The sequence below is a fragment of the Rouxiella sp. S1S-2 genome (genome assembly GCF_009208105.1).
Lineage (GTDB): Bacteria > Pseudomonadota > Gammaproteobacteria > Enterobacterales > Enterobacteriaceae > Rouxiella.
The window spans coordinates 801,420-821,704 of sequence record NZ_WFKL01000001.1 but is presented as its reverse complement, the minus strand read 5'-3'; the positions used below and the strand labels follow the sequence as shown (position 1 = coordinate 821,704).

The window sequence follows — 20,285 nt, the reverse complement described above, 5'->3', positions numbered from 1 at the left end:
AGGGGCCTATTGCCCGGAATCTGCCGTTAAGCGAGTGCCTGCCGGTTCTCGCTGTCATTCCTCTCCTCAATGCTTTAAAGCAAATTGCGATCTTTATCCATAGAAATTAAATAATGAGTTGTTTAGCAGAGTTATTAATTGCTAAATCGCAAATTCCCGTATTAGATTCACCCTTACTTCAAAAAAAATTATTAAGCTTTCCATCACCCTTTAAGCCATTGGCCGGGTAGAAGAAGTTGGGATAAGGGATCTTGAATGAAACCGCATTACTTGATTAGCGCCGTTGTTTTACTGTTTAGCTCACCGCTTTATGCTCAAAACGCACCGCCAGCCCCTATAGATACGGGTATACCTCAGTTACAGGGTAAGGCGCGCGATGTCTTCATCTCAAACCTGATGAAAAAAATGACCTTGGACGATAAAATCGGCCAGCTCAACCTCGTCAGCGTGGGCCCCGAGAATCCCAGGGAACAAATTATCGCCGATATTCGTGCGGATAAGGTTGGCGGCGTTTTTAACACCGTCACCAAGCATGATATTCGTCAGATGCAAGATCAGGTGCAATACAGCCGACTGAAAATCCCGCCTTTTTATGCCTATGACGTCGTGCACGGTCAACGCACCGTATTCCCTATCAGTCTGGGGTTAGCTGCCAGCTGGGACATGAGCGCCGTCGCGCTGAGCGCGCGCATTTCTGCCGAAGAAACGGCGGCTGATGGCCTGAACATGACCTTTTCACCGATGGTCGATATTACCCGAGACCCGCGCTGGGGCCGCGTTTCTGAAGGTTTTGGCGAAGACACCTATCTCACCTCGCGCCTAGCCTATGAAACGGTCAAAGCCTATCAGGGCAGTGATCCTTCAGCCCCGAACAATGTCATGGCTAACGTTAAACATTTTGCTCTGTATGGCGCGGTGGAAGGCGGGCGTGAATACAACACCGTTGATATGAGTCTGTCGCGGATGTTTAACGACTATATGCCTCCCTATAAAGCAGCCCTGGACGCCGGAGCCGGCGGGGTAATGGTTGCACTCAACTCGGTGAATGGCGTACCGGCCACCTCAAATTCCTGGCTGTTAAAAGACATTTTACGTGACCAGTGGAAATTTCACGGGCTAACGGTCAGTGACCACGGTGCAATTGGCGGATTAGTTAAACACGGCGTAGCGGAGAACGACCGTCAGGCGGCCGCAATGGCGCTGAAAGCCGGTGTTGATATGGACATGGCCGACAACATGTATGGCAAATATCTTAAAGGCTTACTTAAAGATGGGCTGATATCGCAAAAGGACATCGACAGCGCGGTGCGTGACGTATTAACGGCCAAGTGGGACATGGGCCTGTTTGTCAGTCCGTATCGCCATCTGGGCCCTGTCTCATCGGACCCTGTCGATACTAACGCCGAAAGTCGCTTACACCGCAAAGAGGCGCGAGAAGTTGCCCGTACCTCGTTAGTGCTGCTAAAAAATGAGAATCAGACTCTGCCGTTGCAGAAAAAAGGCACCATTGCGCTTATTGGGCCGCTGGCAGACAGTCAGCGTGACATGATGGGCAGTTGGTCGGCGGCAGGCGTGGCCAAGCAGTCCGTTACCGTGCTTAAAGGTATGCAAGATGCTCTTGGCGATAGAGCGACCCTGCTTTATGCCCGTGGATCCAATATTACCAACGATAAAAACATTTATGATTTCCTGAACTCCTATGACAAAGCGGTAACCAACGATCCGCGAACGCCGCAGCAGATGATCGATGAAGCCGTTAAAACGGCCGAAAAAGCCGACATCGTCGTCGCGGTGGTCGGTGAGTCACAGGGCATGTCCAGCGAAGCCTCGAGCAGAACGGATATCAACATTCCTGAAGCTCAGCGAGCACTGCTCAGCGCGTTAAAGGCCACAGGAAAACCGCTGGTGTTGGTGCTGATGAACGGCCGCCCGTTGACCTTAAGCTGGGAAAACGACATCTCCAGCGCCATGCTGGAAACCTGGTTTAGCGGCACCGAGGGAGGTCATGCCATCGCCGACGTACTGTTTGGCGACTACAACCCGTCCGGCAAACTGCCGATGACCTTCCCGCGCGATGTGGGGCAAATTCCTATTTATAACAGTATGTTGAACACCGGAAGACCGTTCAATCCTCAAAAACCCGATAAATATACCTCGCGTTACTTTGATACGCCTAACGGCCCGCTGTTCCCCTTCGGCTATGGACTGAGCTATACCGAGTTCAGCGTCTCGGATATTACCCTGTCTGCCACCACGCTTGCGGCGAAAGGCGACATCAAGGCCAGCGTGATGGTTAAAAATACCGGCAAAGTCGCGGGCGCAACCGTGGTGCAACTGTATATGCAAGACGTTACCGCTTCGATCAGTCGTCCGGTGAAAGAGCTGCGCGGCTTTGAAAAAATTTACCTGCAGCCCGGTGAAGAAAAACGTGTGACCTTCAGCCTGGAAGAAAAAGATCTTCGCTATTTCGACAACCAGCTGAAATGGGCTTCACAGCCGGGTAAATTCAACATTTTTGTTGGCTTAGATTCTCAGAACGTTAAGCAAAGCAGCTTCCAGCTGCAATAATCTTCTAAACCCAGCCAATATCGCCTCTCGGGCCGTTAACTACCCGAGAGGCGAGTACTCCTGCCTCTTTCCCGCATTATTTATGACCCCTATCACAATCACAGCAGCCTTTATTTGAAAGCCACACGGCAAGCGGTAGATTTAACCCCATCTCATCCGACCACTTAATTTATTGCCCAAATTTATGGGTATGGCGGAATTTATTGATGGAGCCCGTTATGAATAATCAATCCGTCCCCTATCCTCATTTGCTTGCGCCACTTGATCTCGGCTTTACCCAGTTGAAAAACCGCGTCCTGATGGGCTCAATGCACACCGGTTTGGAGGAAAAAGAAGACGGTCCGCAGCGTATGGCGGCCTTCTATGCGGAAAGAGCCGCCGCGGGGGTTGCGCTGATTGTGACCGGAGGCATTGCGCCCAATGTTCAGGGCGTGGTGTATCAAGGGGGCGCGATATTTAATCACGCTTCACAAATTGCGCCTCACCAAATCGTGACGGACGCCGTGCACAACGCCGGCGGAAAGATTGCGCTGCAAATTCTTCACGCCGGGCGCTACAGCTATCAGCCTAACCCCGTGGCGCCCTCAGCGCTGCAGGCACCGATCAACCGTTTTTCACCGCAGGCGCTGAGTGACCAACAAATAGAACAAACTCTCGAAGATTTTTCGCAATGTGCAGCGCTGGCGCAGCAGGCAGGCTATGACGGCGTAGAGATCATGGGCTCAGAGGGGTATTTGATTAATCAGTTTCTGACCGCACGTACCAACCAGCGCGAGGACCAATGGGGAGGTAGCCCAGAGAATCGTATGCGGTTTGCGATTGAAACCGTGCGCCGCGTGCGTGCCCGCTGTGGTGTCGAATTTATCATTATTTACCGACTCTCGATGCTGGACCTGGTGGAACAGGGTTCTGACTGGCATGAAATTGAGCAGTTGGCGGTGGAGATTGAGCGCGCTGGTGCAACGCTGATTAATACCGGGATCGGCTGGCACGAAGCGCGCATTCCGACCATTGCAACCCGCGTTCCTCGCGCCGGATTCAGCTGGGTCACTCATCGTCTCATGGGTAAAGTGACTATTCCGCTGATCACCACCAACCGAATTAACGATCCGCAGGTTGCTGAGGACATACTCGCGCGCGGCGACGCCGACATGGTTTCTATGGCGCGCCCGTTTCTCGCCGACCCACAGTTTGTGCAAAAAGCCGCTGAAAATCGCGCCGACGAAATTAACACCTGCATTGGCTGTAATCAGGCCTGCCTTGACCAGATCTTCATGGGTGAGTTGACCTCGTGTCTGGTCAATCCACGCGCCTGCCGCGAAACACACATGCCGATTGTTGCCACCGAGCGGCCTAAACGGCTCGCCGTGGTGGGTGCAGGTCCGGCAGGGTTAGCGTTTGCCACTGCCGCTGCCCAACGCGGGCACTGTGTGACCCTGTTTGATGCCCAGCAGGAAATTGGCGGGCAGTTTAATATCGCCAAGCAAATTCCGGGTAAAGAGGAGTTTTATCAGACTCTGCGCTACTTCTCGCGTCAGCTTAGCCTGCTCAGTGTGCAACTTGAACTGGGCGAAAAGGTGGAGGCGGATACGCTGGCGGAATTTGATGAGGTCATTCTCGCTTGCGGGATTTTACCGCGCCTGCCAAAAATTACCGGTATCGACCACCCGAGCGTACTCACTTATCTTGACGTACTGCGTGATAAAAAACCGGTGGGTCAACGGGTGGCCATCATCGGCGCGGGCGGCATTGGTTTTGATACCGCAGAATATCTCAGCCACGTGGAACCCTCGTCCAGTCTGAATATTAAAGCTTTTCAGCAGGAATGGGGCATCGACCCCAGCCTGAAAACGCGCGGAGGTTTAGCCGCAGAAGGCCCTCATCCCACACCCTCGGCACGCGACATTACGCTTTTGCAACGCAAGAGCAGCAAAGTTGGCGCGGGATTAGGCAAAACGACCGGATGGATCCATCGAGCAAGCCTGTTGGCACGCGGCGTTCATATGCAAAATGGCGTGACCTATGAGCGCATCGACGGCGAGGGACTGCACATTATTCGTGAGGGAGAAGCCTACTGCCTGGCGGTGGATAACGTGATTATCTGTGCGGGACAGGAGTCACAGAGGAGCCTGTCGGAACCGCTGCGTCAGCGTGGAAAAATTGTTCATCTGATAGGCGGCGCAGATGTGGCCGTTGAATTGGATGCCCGTCGCGCCATCGATCAGGGCACCCGTTTAGGTCTGACTATTTAATAATGATTTTCTGAATCATAGGGTTAGTAACCGGCATTGGTTTTTACCGAACGCAGGATAACAAACTTCTGATTAGTGGCAATGGTGGTGCAGTTGCCGAACAGGCGGCGCAGTTTCTGGTAATAGTCCAGATGACGGTTGCCCACGATGCGTAATTCACCGCCCGGCTGCAGGCAGCGCTTGGCGTCGCAGAACATGCGCCATGCAGTGTCATCGCTGACCACGGTGCCCTGATGGAACGGCGGGTTGCACAATACGGCGTGCAACGTTTCACGCTCAACGCCGGCCAGCATGTTATTCACTTCAAACTCGCAGCGGGCAAGATCCTGCGGCAGGTTGTTTTCGACGTTGGCGCGACTCGATTCAACGGCCATGTAAGACTCATCGACAAACAACATTTCAGCATCTGGGTTAAGCGCCAGTGCGGTGATGCCGATGACGCCATTGCCGCAGCCGAGGTCAACCATGCGGCCTTCAATACCCTCTGGCAAATGCTGCATAAAGAAGCGCGCGCCAATATCCAGTCCCGTGCGAGAAAACACGTTGGCATGGTTGGTGATGCGCATTTCGCTGTCGTCTAACGCCCATTCGGTCGTGACCTGCTCGGCAGGCTGCATATCGCTTTCGGCCTGACAGTGTATCAGACGGGCTTTTTTCCAGGCCAGGCTGGTACGCGTAGGGCCGAGGATCTTCTCAAACAGCTGCAGCGTAGAGGTATGAATATCTCGCGCTTTGGCGCCGGCGATAATTTGCGTATCGGGCGTCACTACCTCACGCAGTGCGCGCAGCTGTTGCTCAAGCAGGGCCAGCGTTTTAGGCACCTTGATAACCACTAAACCCGGTGCCTGCGGCAGAGGTGCCAGGCTGCTTTGGTGGGTTACCCGCGAATCATCCAGGCCGTTGAGGCGCAGGTTATGCTGGGTCGCCAGTTGGCTCATAAACGAATCGCCGATGCTTACCGGTGAAAACGCCTGCAGCGCACAGGTCAGAGTACCGAAACTGTCGTTAAAAATAAGCACAGGACGGCCATTGAGTGTGTCGGTGGTCAAGGTTTGCAGCAAATACTCATCCGCCGCTTCCCATGCCTGCAACGTGGTGGATTCTTCCTGCAGCGGATAACGTTCCAGCTCAAGATGCAGTGTATCCAGTTCAAAATGGCTCATTGGCCCTCCTCAAATTTCAATTTGCGCTGTTTATCCCTTAAATTGCGCTATCAGTAAAATGTTTTTTCAGTTAAAAAGGGATTATCTGTCACCCCTTGCTGCCCGCTGGCCTTTTACGGGTGGATTGCGTGCAGGTTTTCCCCTAATTAAAGAGAGCCAAAGCAAACAGTTATGCCAGAATTGACCTATCTGCAAGGGTATCCGGAACATCTTCAGGCCCAGGTGCGCCAGTTGATCGACCAAAATCGTCTTGGCAGCGTTCTGCTGAGCCGCTATCCAGAACCTCACGAGCTGACCACCGACAAATCGCTCTATCAATATACGCTCGACTTGAAAAACCAATATTTGCGCAGCTCGTCTCCACTGAGCAAAGTGGCCTATGATAATAAAATTCACGTTATGCGCCACGCGTTGGGCCTGCATACTGCCATTTCACGCATTCAGGGCGGCAAACTGAAAGCCAAGGCCGAAATACGCGTTGCTACGGTGTTTAAAAGTGCACCGGAGGCATTTCTGCGTATGATTGTGGTTCACGAGCTGGCACACATTAAAGAAAAAGAACATAACAAAGCGTTTTACAGCCTGTGCTGTCACATGACGCCGGATTATCATCAGCTCGAATTTGATACACGCATGTACCTGACTCACCTCGATCTGTTCGGAAAACTGTATCGTTAGTAATCTGTGTTTACTCACATATTACTCATGTTTTTCTCAGATATTTTTCATGCCAATAAGGGAGTAAACCATGATTCGCTTTGCCGTAGTGGGCACTAACTGGATAACCAAAAGCTTTATCGACGCCGCCCATGAAAGTGGCAAACTCAAGCTGACGGCGGTTTACTCACGCACGCTGGAAAATGCCAAAGCACTTGGTCACGACTACCCGGTAGAACACTATTTTGATTCACTGGAAGCCCTGGCCGCTTCTGACGCAATTGACGCCGTTTATATTGCCAGTCCCAACTCCCTGCACTGCGAACAAACTCTGCTGTTTCTCAACCATAAGAAACACGTAATTTGCGAGAAGCCGCTGTCCTCCACTCTCGCAGAGGCGGAGCAGGCAATTCGCTGCGCCAACGACAATCAGGTGGTGCTGTTTGAGGCCTTTAAAACGGCCTATTTGCCTAACTTCCTGCATATGAAAAGTACGCTCGGCAGAATGGGGCCGCTGCGCAAAGCCATTTTTAACTACTGCCAGTACTCGTCGCGCTATCAGCGCTATCTGGCGGGAGAGAATCCTAATACCTTTAATCCCGCGTTCTCCAACGGCTCCATTATGGATATCGGCTATTACTGCCTCGCCAGTAGCGTGGCGCTATTTGGCGAGCCAAACACGGTGGTTGCCAGCGCGACGCTGCTGGAGAGCGGCGTGGATGCTCAGGGAACCGTGCTGATGGGCTATAAAAACACGACCTACGGTGATTTTGAGGTGGTGATCAACCACTCGAAAGTGAGTGATTCGCTGCTACCAAGTGAAATTCAGGGCGAAGAGGGCACACTGCAAATCGATAAACTATCTGAATGCCAAACGCTGCGCTATACGCCACGCGGTGGGCAAACGCTGGATCTAACGCAGCCTCAGCACATCAACACTATGCTCTATGAGGCAGAAACCTTTGCCACCCTGGTAGACAGCAAGTTTTATGGCCATCCGGGATTAGAAGTGTCGCGTATTACGGCCAAACTGCTGACTGAAATTCGTCATCAGACGGGCGTAGTCTTCCCTGCGGATAACCAGCGGGTTGTTGAAAATATTTAAGGAATTAGCATGAGTCAATGTGTCCAAAAACCCCTACTTATTTTGCAAACCGGCCAGGCGCCTGAACCTATTCGTGCGCTGCACGGCAATTTCCCGCAGATGTTTATTCGTCAGGGAAATATCGACAGTCAGCAGGTAGTCATTATTGACCTGCAGGCCGGTGAGCGCCCTCTTCCGCCGAGCCACTATGCTGGAGCGGTGATTACCGGTTCACGTAGCATGGTGACCGAACACCTTGAGTGGAGCGAGTACGCCGCTGACTGGATACGTCAGGCTATGCTGAGTAATTTGCCGATGTTGGGTGCCTGCTACGGGCACCAACTTATGTCGTATGCGCTGGGCGGAAAAGTCGATTTTCATCCCCAGGGCATTGAAGTCGGTACGGAAGAAATTGAGCTACTGCCGGCGGCCAACAATGATCCTCTGGTTTCAGCGCTTCCTGCACGGTTCAGCGCCAACCTGATCCATCTGCAAACCGTGTTGCAGCCGCCTGCCTGCGCCACGGTTTTGGCAAAATCAGCGCACGATCCACATCAGATCCTGCGCTACGGTCCCAACGCCATTAGCACCCAGTTTCACCCAGAGTTCAGCGCAGCCGTGATGAGAACTTATTTGCCATGGCTTGACCAGCAGGCATCCGACGACAGCGTTGATTACTATGGGAAGCTCGAAAACGTCAGCGAAACGCCGCTCAGTCAGGGGCTGCTACTCGCTTTCATAGCATCACTGGGAAAGCAGCGCGCACTAGCAGGTTAGTCGCCTAAATGTTTCGTGCCGCTTGACGAATGAAACATTTTGAATTACTTTCTTCTCTGCAAAGGGGAGTAACTTCCTAGTCGGCTAATCGTCAATACGGTGATTCACTTCACCCGGTTACCGAGCAACCCTAATTAAATATTCCTGTTATAGATACTGTAGCAAGGCGGCAAGTGAACGCATTCCGATGAGCCTACGAGTGTAGGTGATTCGGGTAAGTGAACGCAGCCAACGCCGCTACAGTGTCAAGAACGCAGAATATTTTGGGTTGTGAGTGAGACCTTGCCAGAAGGCGAGGTTTGCTCACAGCTCAACAAAGAGCGGCTAACGTCTTCTGACGTTAGCCGTTTTTTTGCTTTCTAGAGGGTTGTAACATGATGAATTCCGTTGGAAATCCGCTGTTGTGGGGTTCTTTCGCGGTGGTGGTGGTGGTCATGCTGGCGATAGACATGCTGCTGCAGGGGCGCAAAGGCGAGCAGAGCATGACGATGAAAAGTGCAGCGCTGTGGTCACTGCTCTGGGTGGGCCTGTCATTGCTGTTTAACTATGGTTTCTGGTGGTATCTCAACGGCGAATTTGGCCGCGAAGTTGCCGATAAGCAGGCGCTGGCTTTTCTAACCGGTTATCTGATCGAGAAAGCTCTGGCGGTCGATAACGTCTTTGTCTGGCTGATGTTGTTCAGTTATTTCAGCGTACCTGCCAGCCTGCAGCGCCGAGTATTGGTGTATGGCGTGTTGGGTGCGATTGTGCTGCGTACCGGTATGATTTTCGCCGGCAGTTGGCTGGTTTCTGAGTTCAGCTGGATCCTTTACGTATTTGGCGCGTTCTTGCTGTTTACCGGTATTAAAATGGCGCTGGCCAAAGAAGACGACGGCGCTATTGGCGACAAACCGATTATCCGCTGGCTGCGCGGGCGTTTACGCATGACGGATGAGCTGTCGGGCGAGAAATTTTTCGTACGCCGCAACGGGCTGCTGTACGCCACCCCGTTGGTTTTAGTGTTGATCATGGTAGAACTCAGCGACGTTATCTTTGCCGTTGACAGCATTCCGGCTATTTTTGCTGTCACCACCGATCCGTTTATTGTGCTGACTTCAAACCTGTTTGCGATCCTGGGCCTGCGTGCCATGTATTTCCTGTTGGCTAACGTTGCAGAGCGCTTCTCAATGCTCAAGTATGGCCTGGCGGTGATTTTGGTATTTATTGGTGCAAAAATGCTGCTGCTGGACCTTATTCACATTCCAGTGGGTATCTCTCTGGGCGTTGTGGCCAGTATTTTGGCTTTAACCTTGATCATTAACGCTTGGGTTAACTATAGAAACGATAAATCTTAGATACTTAAAAAGATAATTACTTTTGACATAATCGATTAACGAAATCTTGAAAACACCCTTTCTGCTAGCAGCTTAAATAATCAACGCAGGTAGAAAGGGTGTTTTCAAACTACCCCGCCTTTCGCCATCACGACTTTCTTCAACGATAAATACCTACGATTATTGCATGAGTTCAATCACTCCAAACTGGCTAACAAGCCTACTTAGATCAAGAAAAACATCACACATGATGCAATAAAAGCGTTTTTTGAGAATCTAAAATTCATTTTTTTCCTAGTATATAGCATTATTAAAAATATAAAGGTGAAGAAAATGCCGATGATATACCCTATTGTGTTTAGACAACCCACCGTTTCATTTATTACAAAAGCCGTTCCAAAAAAAAGTGACAACCCTAAGGGATTTAAAAAATTAATAAATAATGTGATGAATATTTTTAGAAAACCATCAAGCTTAAAAATGAATGTTAAGCTCTCGAGTAAAAAGGGCAAAGTCATGGAGTTTCCTACGCATTTGGAAGACTGCAACTACTTTATTGAGAAGGGTAACGCTACCACGCTTACTCTCACAGGGTGCAAAAAAAACTTGCGTGACATCGATCGAGCTTTTAATAACACTATAAAAAACAATGAGTACTCAGAAAATCTCTCAGATGTTGAGCAATGTACAATCCAGGATGATTTCTATGAGCTGATTGAACGTTGTTATAAAAAACCTGATCTTCTCCCGCCGCTATCGGCCGAAGATATTTTTAACGAAATATACACCAAAGAACGAAGGGATAATGATCTTGAGAAGTGCATAAGTGGCGCCAGAGAGAATACACGGCTAAAATCAAAAACACTTGGCTTAGTACCCTGAAGGTCTAGATGTCTAAAAAAATCTTCAGGCAAAAGAAATTTTAACGTTTTTTTATAGTTTATAATTATAAAACCATTAAGTTATGACAAAATAATTTTACTGAAAAAAATGTCTACACGCATCGCACAAATCAATTATTCTATGACTCACATCCGCATGCTGCCTGATAAGGCAATTTATGAATTATATAATGATAAAAATCATAACAAGGCTATTAGCACTATTCTCGGAATAAAAAAGTAGCCACAATATGTCAACATTATTGTCCATTAAAAATAGAACATAAACTGGCCCCCTACGCATTGGATCACCTTAAAAACGTTCAGAAAGACCTTATTAAACATAGAAATGTCAGCTTTGAACCGTTAGATACATTAATCACTATAATGGTTAAGACTGAAACGGTAAGACCCACCAGAATTAACAAGATCAAAAAAACTTTATTAGGATGAGATCCTGTTAGCAAAATCAAAAACTGGTTCACACAGTCCCCGCTTACTCCAGCCACCATAAAAACGGAAAATAGCCACAATGGTCAGACGCATAATGACCCCAAGTATCATTAAACGGGTTGCCGAGGCGCGGTAAGACCGCTAGTTTTATAGCCTCGGCGGCGCGCAGGCGCGCCCATCAATTAGAGGCAGGTGGTCTGTGGCACATCATAAAATTATTCTCGATTGCGACCCAGGTGTAGATGACGCGGTTGCTATTTTACTGGCACTGGCTTCACCCGAAGAGATAGAGCTGATAGGTATAACCACGGTTGCAGGCAATGTGCCACTCAAGCGTACGGCCTACAACGCGAGACGAATTTGTACCCTCGCAGGTCGTGAAGACATTCCGGTTTATGCCGGGTGCCCTCGCCCGATGCTTGAAGCCGCAGGCCCACAGTCAACGGTGCACGGCGACGACGGGTTAGGCAACGTCAAGCTTCCTGAGCCGGGTTTTGCTCTGCAAGCTCAACATGCGGTAGATTTTATCATTCATTCTCTTCACGCCGAGCCGGGCCAGATAACTCTTTGTCCCATCGGGCCGATGACGAATATTGCCCTGGCGATTATCAAAGACCCGTCTATCGTCCCGAAAATAAAACAGATTGTCTTCATGGGCGGTGCGGCTTTTTGCCCGGGAAACACCTCGCCGGTGGCCGAATTTAATATCTATGTTGACCCCTGGGCGGCACACGTGGTGCTGAGCGCGGGCATCCCTCAGGTCATGCTGGGCCTGGATGTGACACTGCAAGCTAAAATTGACGCCGCTTATCTTGATGAGCTGCAACAGATGACTCCTCTGCTGGAAATCACCACGGCAATGATGCGCAGCTATGGCGCAGGTGATCCTTGCCTGCATGACCCCTGTGCGATTGCCTGGCTCATCGACCCAAGTTTATTCAAAGGGGTACAGGGAAAAATTAGCATAAGTTATCAGAATGATACGCACCGCGGCCAAACGCTGGTTGCGGTGAAGTCGCGCCATTTGGAAAACAACGCGACCAATATTGAAGTGATTACTGAAGTGAACAATCCTCAACTTCTGAAGATGCTGAGCGAACGACTGAGCCGCCTGTAGAGCAAACGACTCCCTGCGCACCTTGCTGCATCAAGGATTAAGGGCGCAGAGAGTCTATATCGGTTACTGCCAGCCGTAGCGGCGGAAGAAAATGCCTTTAACTGCCTGAGTCAACACCATATAGGCCGCCAGAATCGCTACCAGCCATGGGAAGTAGCCTAATGGCAATGCCTGCAGTTGCAGGAATCCGGCGGCGGGAGTAAAGATAAGGCCAATGCCCACCACGACCACCAATAACGTCATCATGCACAGCGGCCACGACGCGCGACTCTGAATAAACGGCACTTTCCGCGTGCGGATCATATGCACAATCAGCGTTTGCGACAGCAGCCCTTCAATAAACCAGCCGGTCTGGAATAAAGTGTGCATTTCTGGCGTATTGGCTTTGAATACCCACCACATCAGCGCGAAAGTCAGCATATCAAACACCGAGCTTATCGGACCAAAGAACACCATAAAGCGTCCGATATCGCCCGCATTCCAGCGCTGTGGCTTCGCCAACTGCTCTTCATCAACGTTATCAAAGGGGATCGCAACCTGAGAGACATCATAAATCAGGTTCTGTACCAGCAGGTGCAGCGGCAGCATCGGCAGAAACGGCAGAAAAGCACTGGCTACCAATACGCTGAAAACATTACCGAAGTTGGAGCTGGCGGTCATTTTGATGTATTTGAGCATGTTGGCAAAGGTGCGACGGCCCTCGGTAACGCCCTGTTCCAGCACCATCAGGCTTTTTTCCAGCAGGATAATATCCGCCGCTTCTTTGGCGATATCCACCGCAGAATCCACCGAAATACCAATATCAGCCGCCCGCAGTGCCGGTGCATCATTGATGCCGTCGCCCATAAAACCAACAACGTGGCCCTGTTCACGCAGCACGCGGACAATGCGTTCTTTATGTAACGGCGCAAGTTTAGCGAAAACGCGGGTTGTTTTAGCCACCTCAGCCAGTTCAGCATCGCTAAGTCGTTCTATTTCGCTGCCGATGACAATTTTATCCACTGACAGACCGACGTCCTGACAAACTTTTCTCGCCACCAGCGGATTGTCACCGGTGAGGATTTTCACCGTTACGCCTTTATTTTGCAGCGCTTTCAAAGCCGGTGCGGTGCTCTCTTTTGGTGGATCGAGGAAGGCGATATATCCGGCCAGGACCAGGCTGGACTCATCGGCTACCGCATAGTCTCCCGTACGTGAGGGCATGACTTTATGGGCGACGGCGACCACTCTGAGTCCCTGCTGGTTAAGATCGTCGGTAATGCGGCGGATGCGCTTTAATAGTTGATCCGTCAACGATACAGTTTCATCGTTAAGCTGAACAAGGGTACAAATTGACAGAATTTCTTCCAGCGCGCCCTTACAGATCAGGCGATGATGGTCAGCGGCTTCAGACACCACGACCGACATGCGACGTCGGTCGAAATCAAACGGAATTTCATCGACTTTACTGTAGTGCTCAACCCCCTGCTCCATCTTCGCGGCTTCCGCACCTGCAAGCACCGCCACGTCGAGCAGGTTTTTCAGTCCCGTCTGATAATGGCTGTTGAGCCAGGCCAAATGCAGCACATTGTTGCACGGTGAACCCAGTACGTCGGTGTGGCGCTCAAGAATGATTTTATCCTGCGTTAGGGTGCCGGTTTTATCGGTACACAGAATATCCATCGCGCCAAAATTTTGAATCGCATCCAGATGTTTAACAATCACTTTCTGGCGGGAGAGCTTAACCGCGCCTTTTGCCAAAGTAGACGTCACGATCATTGGTAGCATTTCAGGCGTAAGGCCTACGGCAACCGACAGCGAGAACAGCGCCGCCTCCCACCAGTCACCCTTGGTGTAGCCATTAATCAGCAACACTACCGGCGTCATCACCATCATAAAGCGAATCAGTAACCAGCTCACTTTGCTGATGCCGCGCTGGAAGGCGTTAGGCTGCTCATCCTGTTTAATCACCCGTTCGGCAAGCTGGCCGAACCACGTCTGTGCGCCCGTGGATATCACCATCGCCATTGCGGTACCGCTGATAACGTTGGTGCCCATAAAGCACAGCGTGTCCTGCTCGAGCGGGTCACAATCAACCGGCAAACGGCTATTGGCCAGCTTCTCGACGGGCAAGGACTCACCGGTCAGCGCCGCTTGGCTGATAAACAGGTCTTTAGCGGAAAGAATACGCAAGTCTGCCGGGATCATATCCCCCGCCGAAAGTTTGACCAGATCCCCAGGCACGAGCTGATTGATAGGTAATTCTACCGTTTCACTGCGCCCGGTATGGGTATCACAGCGCAGCACCGTGGCAGTATTGCTGACCATGGCTTTCAAGGCGTCGGCGGCTCTGTTCGAGCGGGCTTCCTGCACGAAGCGCATCAGGGTAGAAATAACCACCATGCTGCCAATCACCAGCGTGGCTTTCATGTCTTCCGTGGCGTATGACACCGCGGCCAGCAGGGTCAGAAGCAGGTTGAAGGGGTTGCGATAGCAAATCCACAGATGCTGCCACCAGGGCGCGGGCTGCTGGTCGTCGGTTTGGTTGGCCCCTACGCGTTCGCGTACTGCGTCAGCTTCAGCATGGGTTAGCCCCTCAAAATGGCTACCGAATTGCGTATATAATTGTTCAACATCGGCGCGAGCACAGTCCTGAGAGTGCTGAACAATAGACGTTGGCACATCGTGCCCGGAGGTGGGTTGCACATTTTCCAGCATCGGAGAACGGCGGATCAGGCGGCGTGGCAAATTACGGCTGAACATAGTGAACAGTCGATGGGTGAAGGCTTTGAACATAACTCGTACCTTTATTGCGCCCACGACCCGACATTCCCTTAGGTTTTAAGGCAATATCCGCGGTAATACACGCAGACGCAGCATCAAAACACGGGCTATTACGTCGTGGGGATGGCAAAGGATTAAAAGCATTGCGAGCAATAGAGCAGGCAGATGCTTACCAAATTTTATCCGGTAAGTAGCTGCAAAAAGGCGGGTGCTTACCGGATCAGAACGAACTCACTGGGTTGGGGTCGGGATCCATAAAAATTTTCTCGGTAAGTTAAAAACATTTTCGCTGAGAGAAGGGACATGTGTAAAACTCTGACCCAGGTTGCATTCGTCTCAGGAATTCATGCCTAAAGAAGTAAAATCCGTTAGGGTATGACGGTGCGTCATTGTCGCGCATACTGCGCCACTTGAACTGATCTCGATCAATTCGGTGCGCGAAATATACTCCTCTTAACTTGAACCGTTGATAAACCATGCAAAATCGTCTGACTATTAAAGACATTGCCCGACTGAGCGGTGTGGGGAAATCTACCGTTTCCAGAGTGCTGAATAATGAAGGCCACGTCAGTCCACAAACGCGTGAACGCGTGCTGGCGGTTATCGAGCAACAGTCATTTCTGCCCTCAAAATCCGCCAGAGCGATGCGCGGTCAAAGCGATAAAGTCGTTGCCATTATCGTCTCTCGTCTCGATTCGCCGTCTGAAAATCAGGCGGTGCGCACTATGCTGCCGCTGCTGTATGAGCAGGGCTACGATCCCATCGTGATGGAAAGCAAGTTCAGCGTGCAGCGCGTGCAGGAGCATCTGCAAGTTTTACACCAGCGTGCGGCCGACGGCGTGATTCTGTTTGGCTTCACTGGCCTGGACGAGCAAATCCTAGAAGGCTGGCGGGAAAAAACCGTGATCGTGGCGCGTCAGTATCAGGGATTTTCCAGCGTGTGCTATGACGACAGCGGCGCTGTCAATCTGTTGTTGAATCAGCTTTATCAGCAAGGGCATCGCCACATCAGCTACATGGGAACTCACGAGGCCGACACCACGACGGGTGCGCTGCGTACTCAGGCTTATCAGGAATTTTGTCTGCATAAACGGCTTGAACCGGTGCTGACATTGGGCGAACTCACCTACCACAGTGGGTATGAGCTGGCACCGGGAATTTTGCGCGCTGACACCACTGCGGTAATTTGTGCCTCCGACAGCATCGCGCTTGGGGTAGCCAAGTACCTGCAACAGCAGCAGAAAAACGATATTACCCTGTGCGGGATCGGTAATAACCTATTGATGCGCTTCCTGTTTCCTCAGGCACTGACGGTTGAATTAGGCTATGGGCGCGCAGGCACTGAAGCCGTACGCCTGCTGATGTCGCAGCTGCACTCCGCCCCGTCTGAACAACATATTATTGTGCCCTGCCAGCTGGCCGATCCCCTGCCTCAGACCGTCTGATTTATTTCTTAATGCTCACAAAAAAAGGTGATTTTGTGATCTCCCGCTAATTTCCGGGAACGTTCCCAGACAGAGTTAACGTCTCAGGATATGCTCATGTTTTTCTCACACTGCCGGAAAGGCCAAACTATGAGTAAAATGAGACAGCAGGATGTAGAACAACTGATTGAATGGGTGGGCGGCAGCGAAAATATCGCCTCCGTCACTCACTGTATTACCCGTTTGCGTTTTGTACTTAACGACACCTCGAAGGCTAAGCCCTCAGAGATTGAAACCCTGCGCATGGTCAAAGGGTGCTTCACCAACGCCGGTCAATTCCAGGTCGTTATCGGTCCTGAAGTGGATGACTACTATAAGGCTCTGCTTAAGCTCACCGGTAAAAACAGCGATAACAAAGAGCAAACCAAGATCGCCGCTCGCCAGAATATGAATATATTCGAGCGCTGCATCTCTCATTTTGCCGAAATATTTTTTCCCCTGCTGCCGGCGTTAATCAGCGGCGGTCTGATCCTCGGCTTCCGAAACTTGATCGGCGACATCCCGCTCAGCGGGGGTCAAACGCTGGCGCAGATGCACCCGCTGTGGCAGACGGTTTATGATTTCCTGTGGCTGCTCGGCGAAGCAATCTTTATGTTCCTGCCGGTCGCGGTGTGTTGGTCCACGGTCAAAAAGCTCGGCGGCACCGAGATTCTGGGCATTGTTTTGGGCATCACCCTGGTGTCGCCACAGTTGATGAACGCCTATCAGCTGGGTCAGCAAACGCCAGACGTATGGCACTTCGGTTGGTTCACGGTGCAAAAAGTCGGTTATCAGGCGCAGGTTATTCCTTCCATGCTCGCCGGTATTGCACTGGCCTGGATTGAAAGTGGCCTGAAGAAAATTATTCCTAACTATCTGTATTTGGTCATTGTACCGGTCACTTCGCTGATTATTGCCGTATTCCTGGCACACACGCTCATTGGTCCGTTTGGCCGCATGATTGGCGACGGTGTTGCCTGGGCGGTTAAGTCGGTAATGACCGGAAGCTTGGCGCCGATTGGTGCCGCACTGTTCGGCTTCCTCTATGCCCCGCTGGTGATTACTGGCGTGCATCAGACCACGCTGGCTATTGATATGCAGATGGTACAAAGCACCGGCGGTACACCGGTCTGGCCGCTTATCGCTATCTCTAACATTGCGCAAGCCGCCGCGGTGCTGGGTATTGTGATCATTAGCCGTAAACACAACGAACGTGAAATCTCTGTCCCAGCCACTATTTCGGCCTTTTTAGGGGTAACAGAGCCAGCAATGTACGGGATCAACCTGAAATACCGCTTCCCGATGCTGTGCGCGATGATAGGTTCCGCCCTCGCCTGTCTGGTATGTGGCCTGTACGGCGTCACCGCTAACGGCATTGGCGTGGGTGGCTTACCCGGCATTCTGTCCATCAAATCTCAGTTTTGGTCGGTGTACCTGGTCTCGATGCTCATCGCCATTGTGGTTCCGCTGGTTCTGACCATCCTGGTTTATAAACGTAAACATCGCCGTGGTGAATTGGCCGTTTAACTTTTCTCGGCGGAAGTCCCCCTTCCGCCTAATTTGAGAGGGATTTTGTTAATGAGTACTTCTTTACCCTGGTGGCAAAACGGCGTTATCTATCAAATTTATCCCAAGAGTTTTCAGGACAGTACCGGCAGCGGTACGGGAGATTTGCAAGGCATTATTCGCCGTCTGGACTATTTGCAGCAGCTTGGCGTGGATGCCATTTGGCTCACGCCGGTTTATCTGTCGCCACAGGTTGATAACGGTTATGACGTGGCCGACTACTGTGCCATTGACCCGGCTTATGGCACCTTAGACGACTTTATCGCCCTGGTTGATGCTGCCCACCAGCGCAATATTCGCATCATTATGGATATGGTGTTTAACCACACCTCTACCCAGCACCGCTGGTTTACCGAGTCGCAAAATCCACAAAGTCCTTATCGTCAGTACTATGTGTGGCGCGACGGGGCCGCCGATGTGCCGCCTAACAACTGGCACTCAAAGTTTGGCGGCAATGCCTGGCAATGGCACGCAGAAAGCGGGCAGTATTATTTGCATCTTTTTGCCCATGAGCAGGCCGATTTGAACTGGGAACATCCTCCGGTACGTCAAGAGCTCAAAGAGATTTGCGAGTTTTGGGCCAATATCGGCGTTGATGGCCTGCGCCTCGACGTGATTAATCTGGTTTCAAAACAGCAAGATTTCCCGAATGATGACCAGGGCGACGGCCGCCGTTTCTATACTGATGGTCCGCGCATTCATGAGTTTTTACAGGAGATGAGTCGCGACGTTTTTAAGCCACTTGGCCTGATGACGGTAGGTGAAATGTCGTCAACCCGTCTGGAACACTGCCGCCGCTATGGCGCGCTGGATGGCAGCGAGCTTTCAATGACCTTTAACTTCCATCACCTCAAGGTTGATTATCCAGACGGTCAAAAATGGACGCTGGCCAAGCCTGATTACGTGGAACTCAAAAGAATCTTCAACCAGTGGCAGCAGGGAATGCACGGACACGCCTGGAATGCGCTGTTCTGGTGTAATCACGATCAGCCGCGGATCGTTTCTCGCTTTGGCGATGAGGGAATATATCGGGTTAAAGCCGCTAAAATGTTAGCCATGGTGCTGCACGGCATGCAGGGAACGCCCTATATATATCAAGGTGAAGAGCTTGGAATGACCAATCCTGGCTTTAAAGATATCAAGCAGTATCGCGATGTTGAGAGCCTGAATATGTTTGCAGAACGCTGGGCTTTGGGTCAGGACAGCAACCCCCTGCTGGAGATTCTGGCCTCGAAATCTCGCGATAACGGCCGCACGCCGATGCAGTGGGACGATACTGAAAATGCGGGCTTCACCGAGGGTGAGCCATGGATTGAGCTGTGCGCTAATTATCCCATCATCAATGCGGCAGAGGCGCTCGAAGATATTGATTCGGTGTTCTATTTTTACCAGCGGCTCATTACGCTGCGTAAAAAGCAGCCGCTGCTGACCCACGGCGACTATGTTGACCTGCTGCCTGACCATCAGGCGCTCTGGTGCTACCAGAGACGTTGGCAGAGTCAGCAACTCAGCGTGCTGGCAAATCTGAGTAACGAACCACAGTTTTTTGATTTACCTGACGTTAAAGGAAGCCTGTTGTTGAGTAACTATCCAAACAAACCGCAGGATAACATCCTACGGCCATTTGAGGCAGTTTACTGGCTGCACAATAACAACGATTAATGGCTGACCAACCTGACCGCAGCATCAACGTGCTTTGCCAGCAGCTCATCGGTCAGGTTATTCGCGCCCTGCAGCAGCAGCGGCGCGGCATAGTGCATGCCAGTACGATTAGCCATCGCGTGGAAGGGCAGCAGCAGTGACGCCACAGGATATCGGTTATAACCATCTGCCGTGTAGGCCTGCTCGTTACCGCCGGTTGATACCACCAGTTGCAACGTTTTGCCTTGCAGCGCGTTGCCTTCAGACCCGTAAGCATAACCATAGGTCAATACCGCATCCTGCCATTCGCTGAGGATAGCCGGAGAGCTGTACCAGTAAAATGGAAACATCATCACCACCCGTTGATGCGCGTCCAGCAGTTGATGCTCACGCGCCACATCAATCTTATAATCTGGATAAGCACGTGACAGCTCATGCAACGTGACGTCAGGCAGGTCTTTCAGAGCATTGACCAGCGCTTTGTTGATGACCGCACTGTCCGGGGTGCGATGGGCGCTTAAAATCAGCGTTTTTTTCATAGTAAAATCCTCAAGTCAGAATGAAAATTCCACCCCTGCGGGTGGAAT

General features: G+C 51.2%; 14 protein-coding genes. 11 read left to right on the top strand and 3 right to left on the bottom strand.

Annotated elements, in window-relative coordinates; all coding sequences use genetic code 11:
• Positions 1-255 precede the first annotated feature (255 nt).
• Entirely contained in the window at positions 256-2,568 is a 2,313-nt protein-coding gene (gene bglX, locus GA565_RS03855; RefSeq protein WP_152197410.1) for a beta-glucosidase BglX, read from the top strand.
• A gap of 218 nt (positions 2,569-2,786) precedes the next feature.
• The gene (locus tag GA565_RS03850; protein WP_152197409.1) at positions 2,787-4,820 is read left to right on the top strand and encodes an NADPH-dependent 2,4-dienoyl-CoA reductase; all 2,034 of its coding nucleotides are present in this window, start codon (positions 2,787-2,789) and stop codon (positions 4,818-4,820) included.
• A 23-nt stretch (positions 4,821-4,843) separates the two neighbouring features.
• Here the strand turns inward: GA565_RS03850 and rlmG are convergent, their stop codons facing one another.
• The gene (rlmG, locus tag GA565_RS03845; RefSeq protein ID WP_152197408.1) at positions 4,844-5,983 is read right to left on the bottom strand and encodes a 23S rRNA (guanine(1835)-N(2))-methyltransferase RlmG; all 1,140 of its coding nucleotides are present in this window, start codon (positions 5,981-5,983) and stop codon (positions 4,844-4,846) included.
• A gap of 171 nt (positions 5,984-6,154) precedes the next feature.
• On the opposite strand from rlmG, the gene GA565_RS03840 reads away from it, so the two are divergent.
• The 6 genes from GA565_RS03840 to GA565_RS03815 all read left to right on the top strand — a co-directional run bounded on the left by GA565_RS03840 (position 6,155) and on the right by GA565_RS03815 (position 12,265).
• Positions 6,155-6,661, top strand: a complete 507-nt coding sequence (locus GA565_RS03840) for a M48 family metallopeptidase (protein WP_055782601.1) — start codon at positions 6,155-6,157, stop codon at positions 6,659-6,661.
• A 70-nt stretch (positions 6,662-6,731) separates the two neighbouring features.
• Entirely contained in the window at positions 6,732-7,745 is a 1,014-nt protein-coding gene (locus GA565_RS03835) for a Gfo/Idh/MocA family protein (protein WP_152197407.1), read from the top strand.
• 9 nt (positions 7,746-7,754) lie between these two features.
• Entirely contained in the window at positions 7,755-8,501 is a 747-nt protein-coding gene (locus GA565_RS03830; protein WP_152197406.1) for a glutamine amidotransferase, read from the top strand.
• A gap of 374 nt (positions 8,502-8,875) precedes the next feature.
• A complete protein-coding gene (locus GA565_RS03825) occupies positions 8,876-9,835 on the top strand; it encodes a TerC family protein (protein ID WP_304621421.1) in 960 nt (319 codons plus the stop codon).
• Between the two features lie 312 nt (positions 9,836-10,147).
• Positions 10,148-10,696 carry a hypothetical protein gene (locus GA565_RS03820; protein WP_152197405.1) on the top strand — a complete coding sequence of 183 codons (549 nt, stop codon included), beginning with the start codon at positions 10,148-10,150 and terminating at the stop codon, positions 10,694-10,696.
• Between the two features lie 651 nt (positions 10,697-11,347).
• Positions 11,348-12,265: a nucleoside hydrolase gene (locus GA565_RS03815; RefSeq protein WP_152197404.1), complete on the top strand. Its 918-nt coding sequence runs from the start codon at positions 11,348-11,350 to the stop codon at positions 12,263-12,265.
• 63 nt (positions 12,266-12,328) lie between these two features.
• Here the strand turns inward: GA565_RS03815 and mgtA are convergent, their stop codons facing one another.
• A complete protein-coding gene (gene mgtA / locus GA565_RS03810; RefSeq protein WP_152197403.1) occupies positions 12,329-15,040 on the bottom strand; it encodes a magnesium-translocating P-type ATPase in 2,712 nt (903 codons plus the stop codon).
• A gap of 464 nt (positions 15,041-15,504) precedes the next feature.
• Between mgtA and treR the strand changes: the two genes are divergently transcribed.
• The 3 genes from treR (at position 15,505) to treC (ending at position 19,719) form a co-directional block, all read left to right on the top strand.
• On the top strand, positions 15,505-16,473 hold the full coding sequence (gene treR / locus GA565_RS03805; RefSeq protein ID WP_152197402.1) for a trehalose operon repressor TreR: 969 nt from the start codon (positions 15,505-15,507) through the stop codon (positions 16,471-16,473).
• A 129-nt stretch (positions 16,474-16,602) separates the two neighbouring features.
• Positions 16,603-18,018, top strand: a complete 1,416-nt coding sequence (gene treB / locus GA565_RS03800; RefSeq protein WP_152197401.1) for a PTS trehalose transporter subunit IIBC — start codon at positions 16,603-16,605, stop codon at positions 18,016-18,018.
• A 51-nt stretch (positions 18,019-18,069) separates the two neighbouring features.
• Positions 18,070-19,719 (top strand): alpha,alpha-phosphotrehalase, encoded by a 1,650-nt coding sequence (treC, locus tag GA565_RS03795; protein WP_152197400.1) that lies wholly within the window; start codon positions 18,070-18,072, stop codon positions 19,717-19,719.
• On the opposite strand, the gene GA565_RS03790 is transcribed toward treC, so the two are convergent.
• On the bottom strand, positions 19,716-20,237 hold the full coding sequence (locus GA565_RS03790) for an NAD(P)H-dependent oxidoreductase (RefSeq protein WP_152197399.1): 522 nt from the start codon (positions 20,235-20,237) through the stop codon (positions 19,716-19,718). The two genes, treC and GA565_RS03790, sit on opposite strands and share 4 nt — an antisense overlap.
• Between the last annotated feature and the right edge of the window lie 48 nt (positions 20,238-20,285).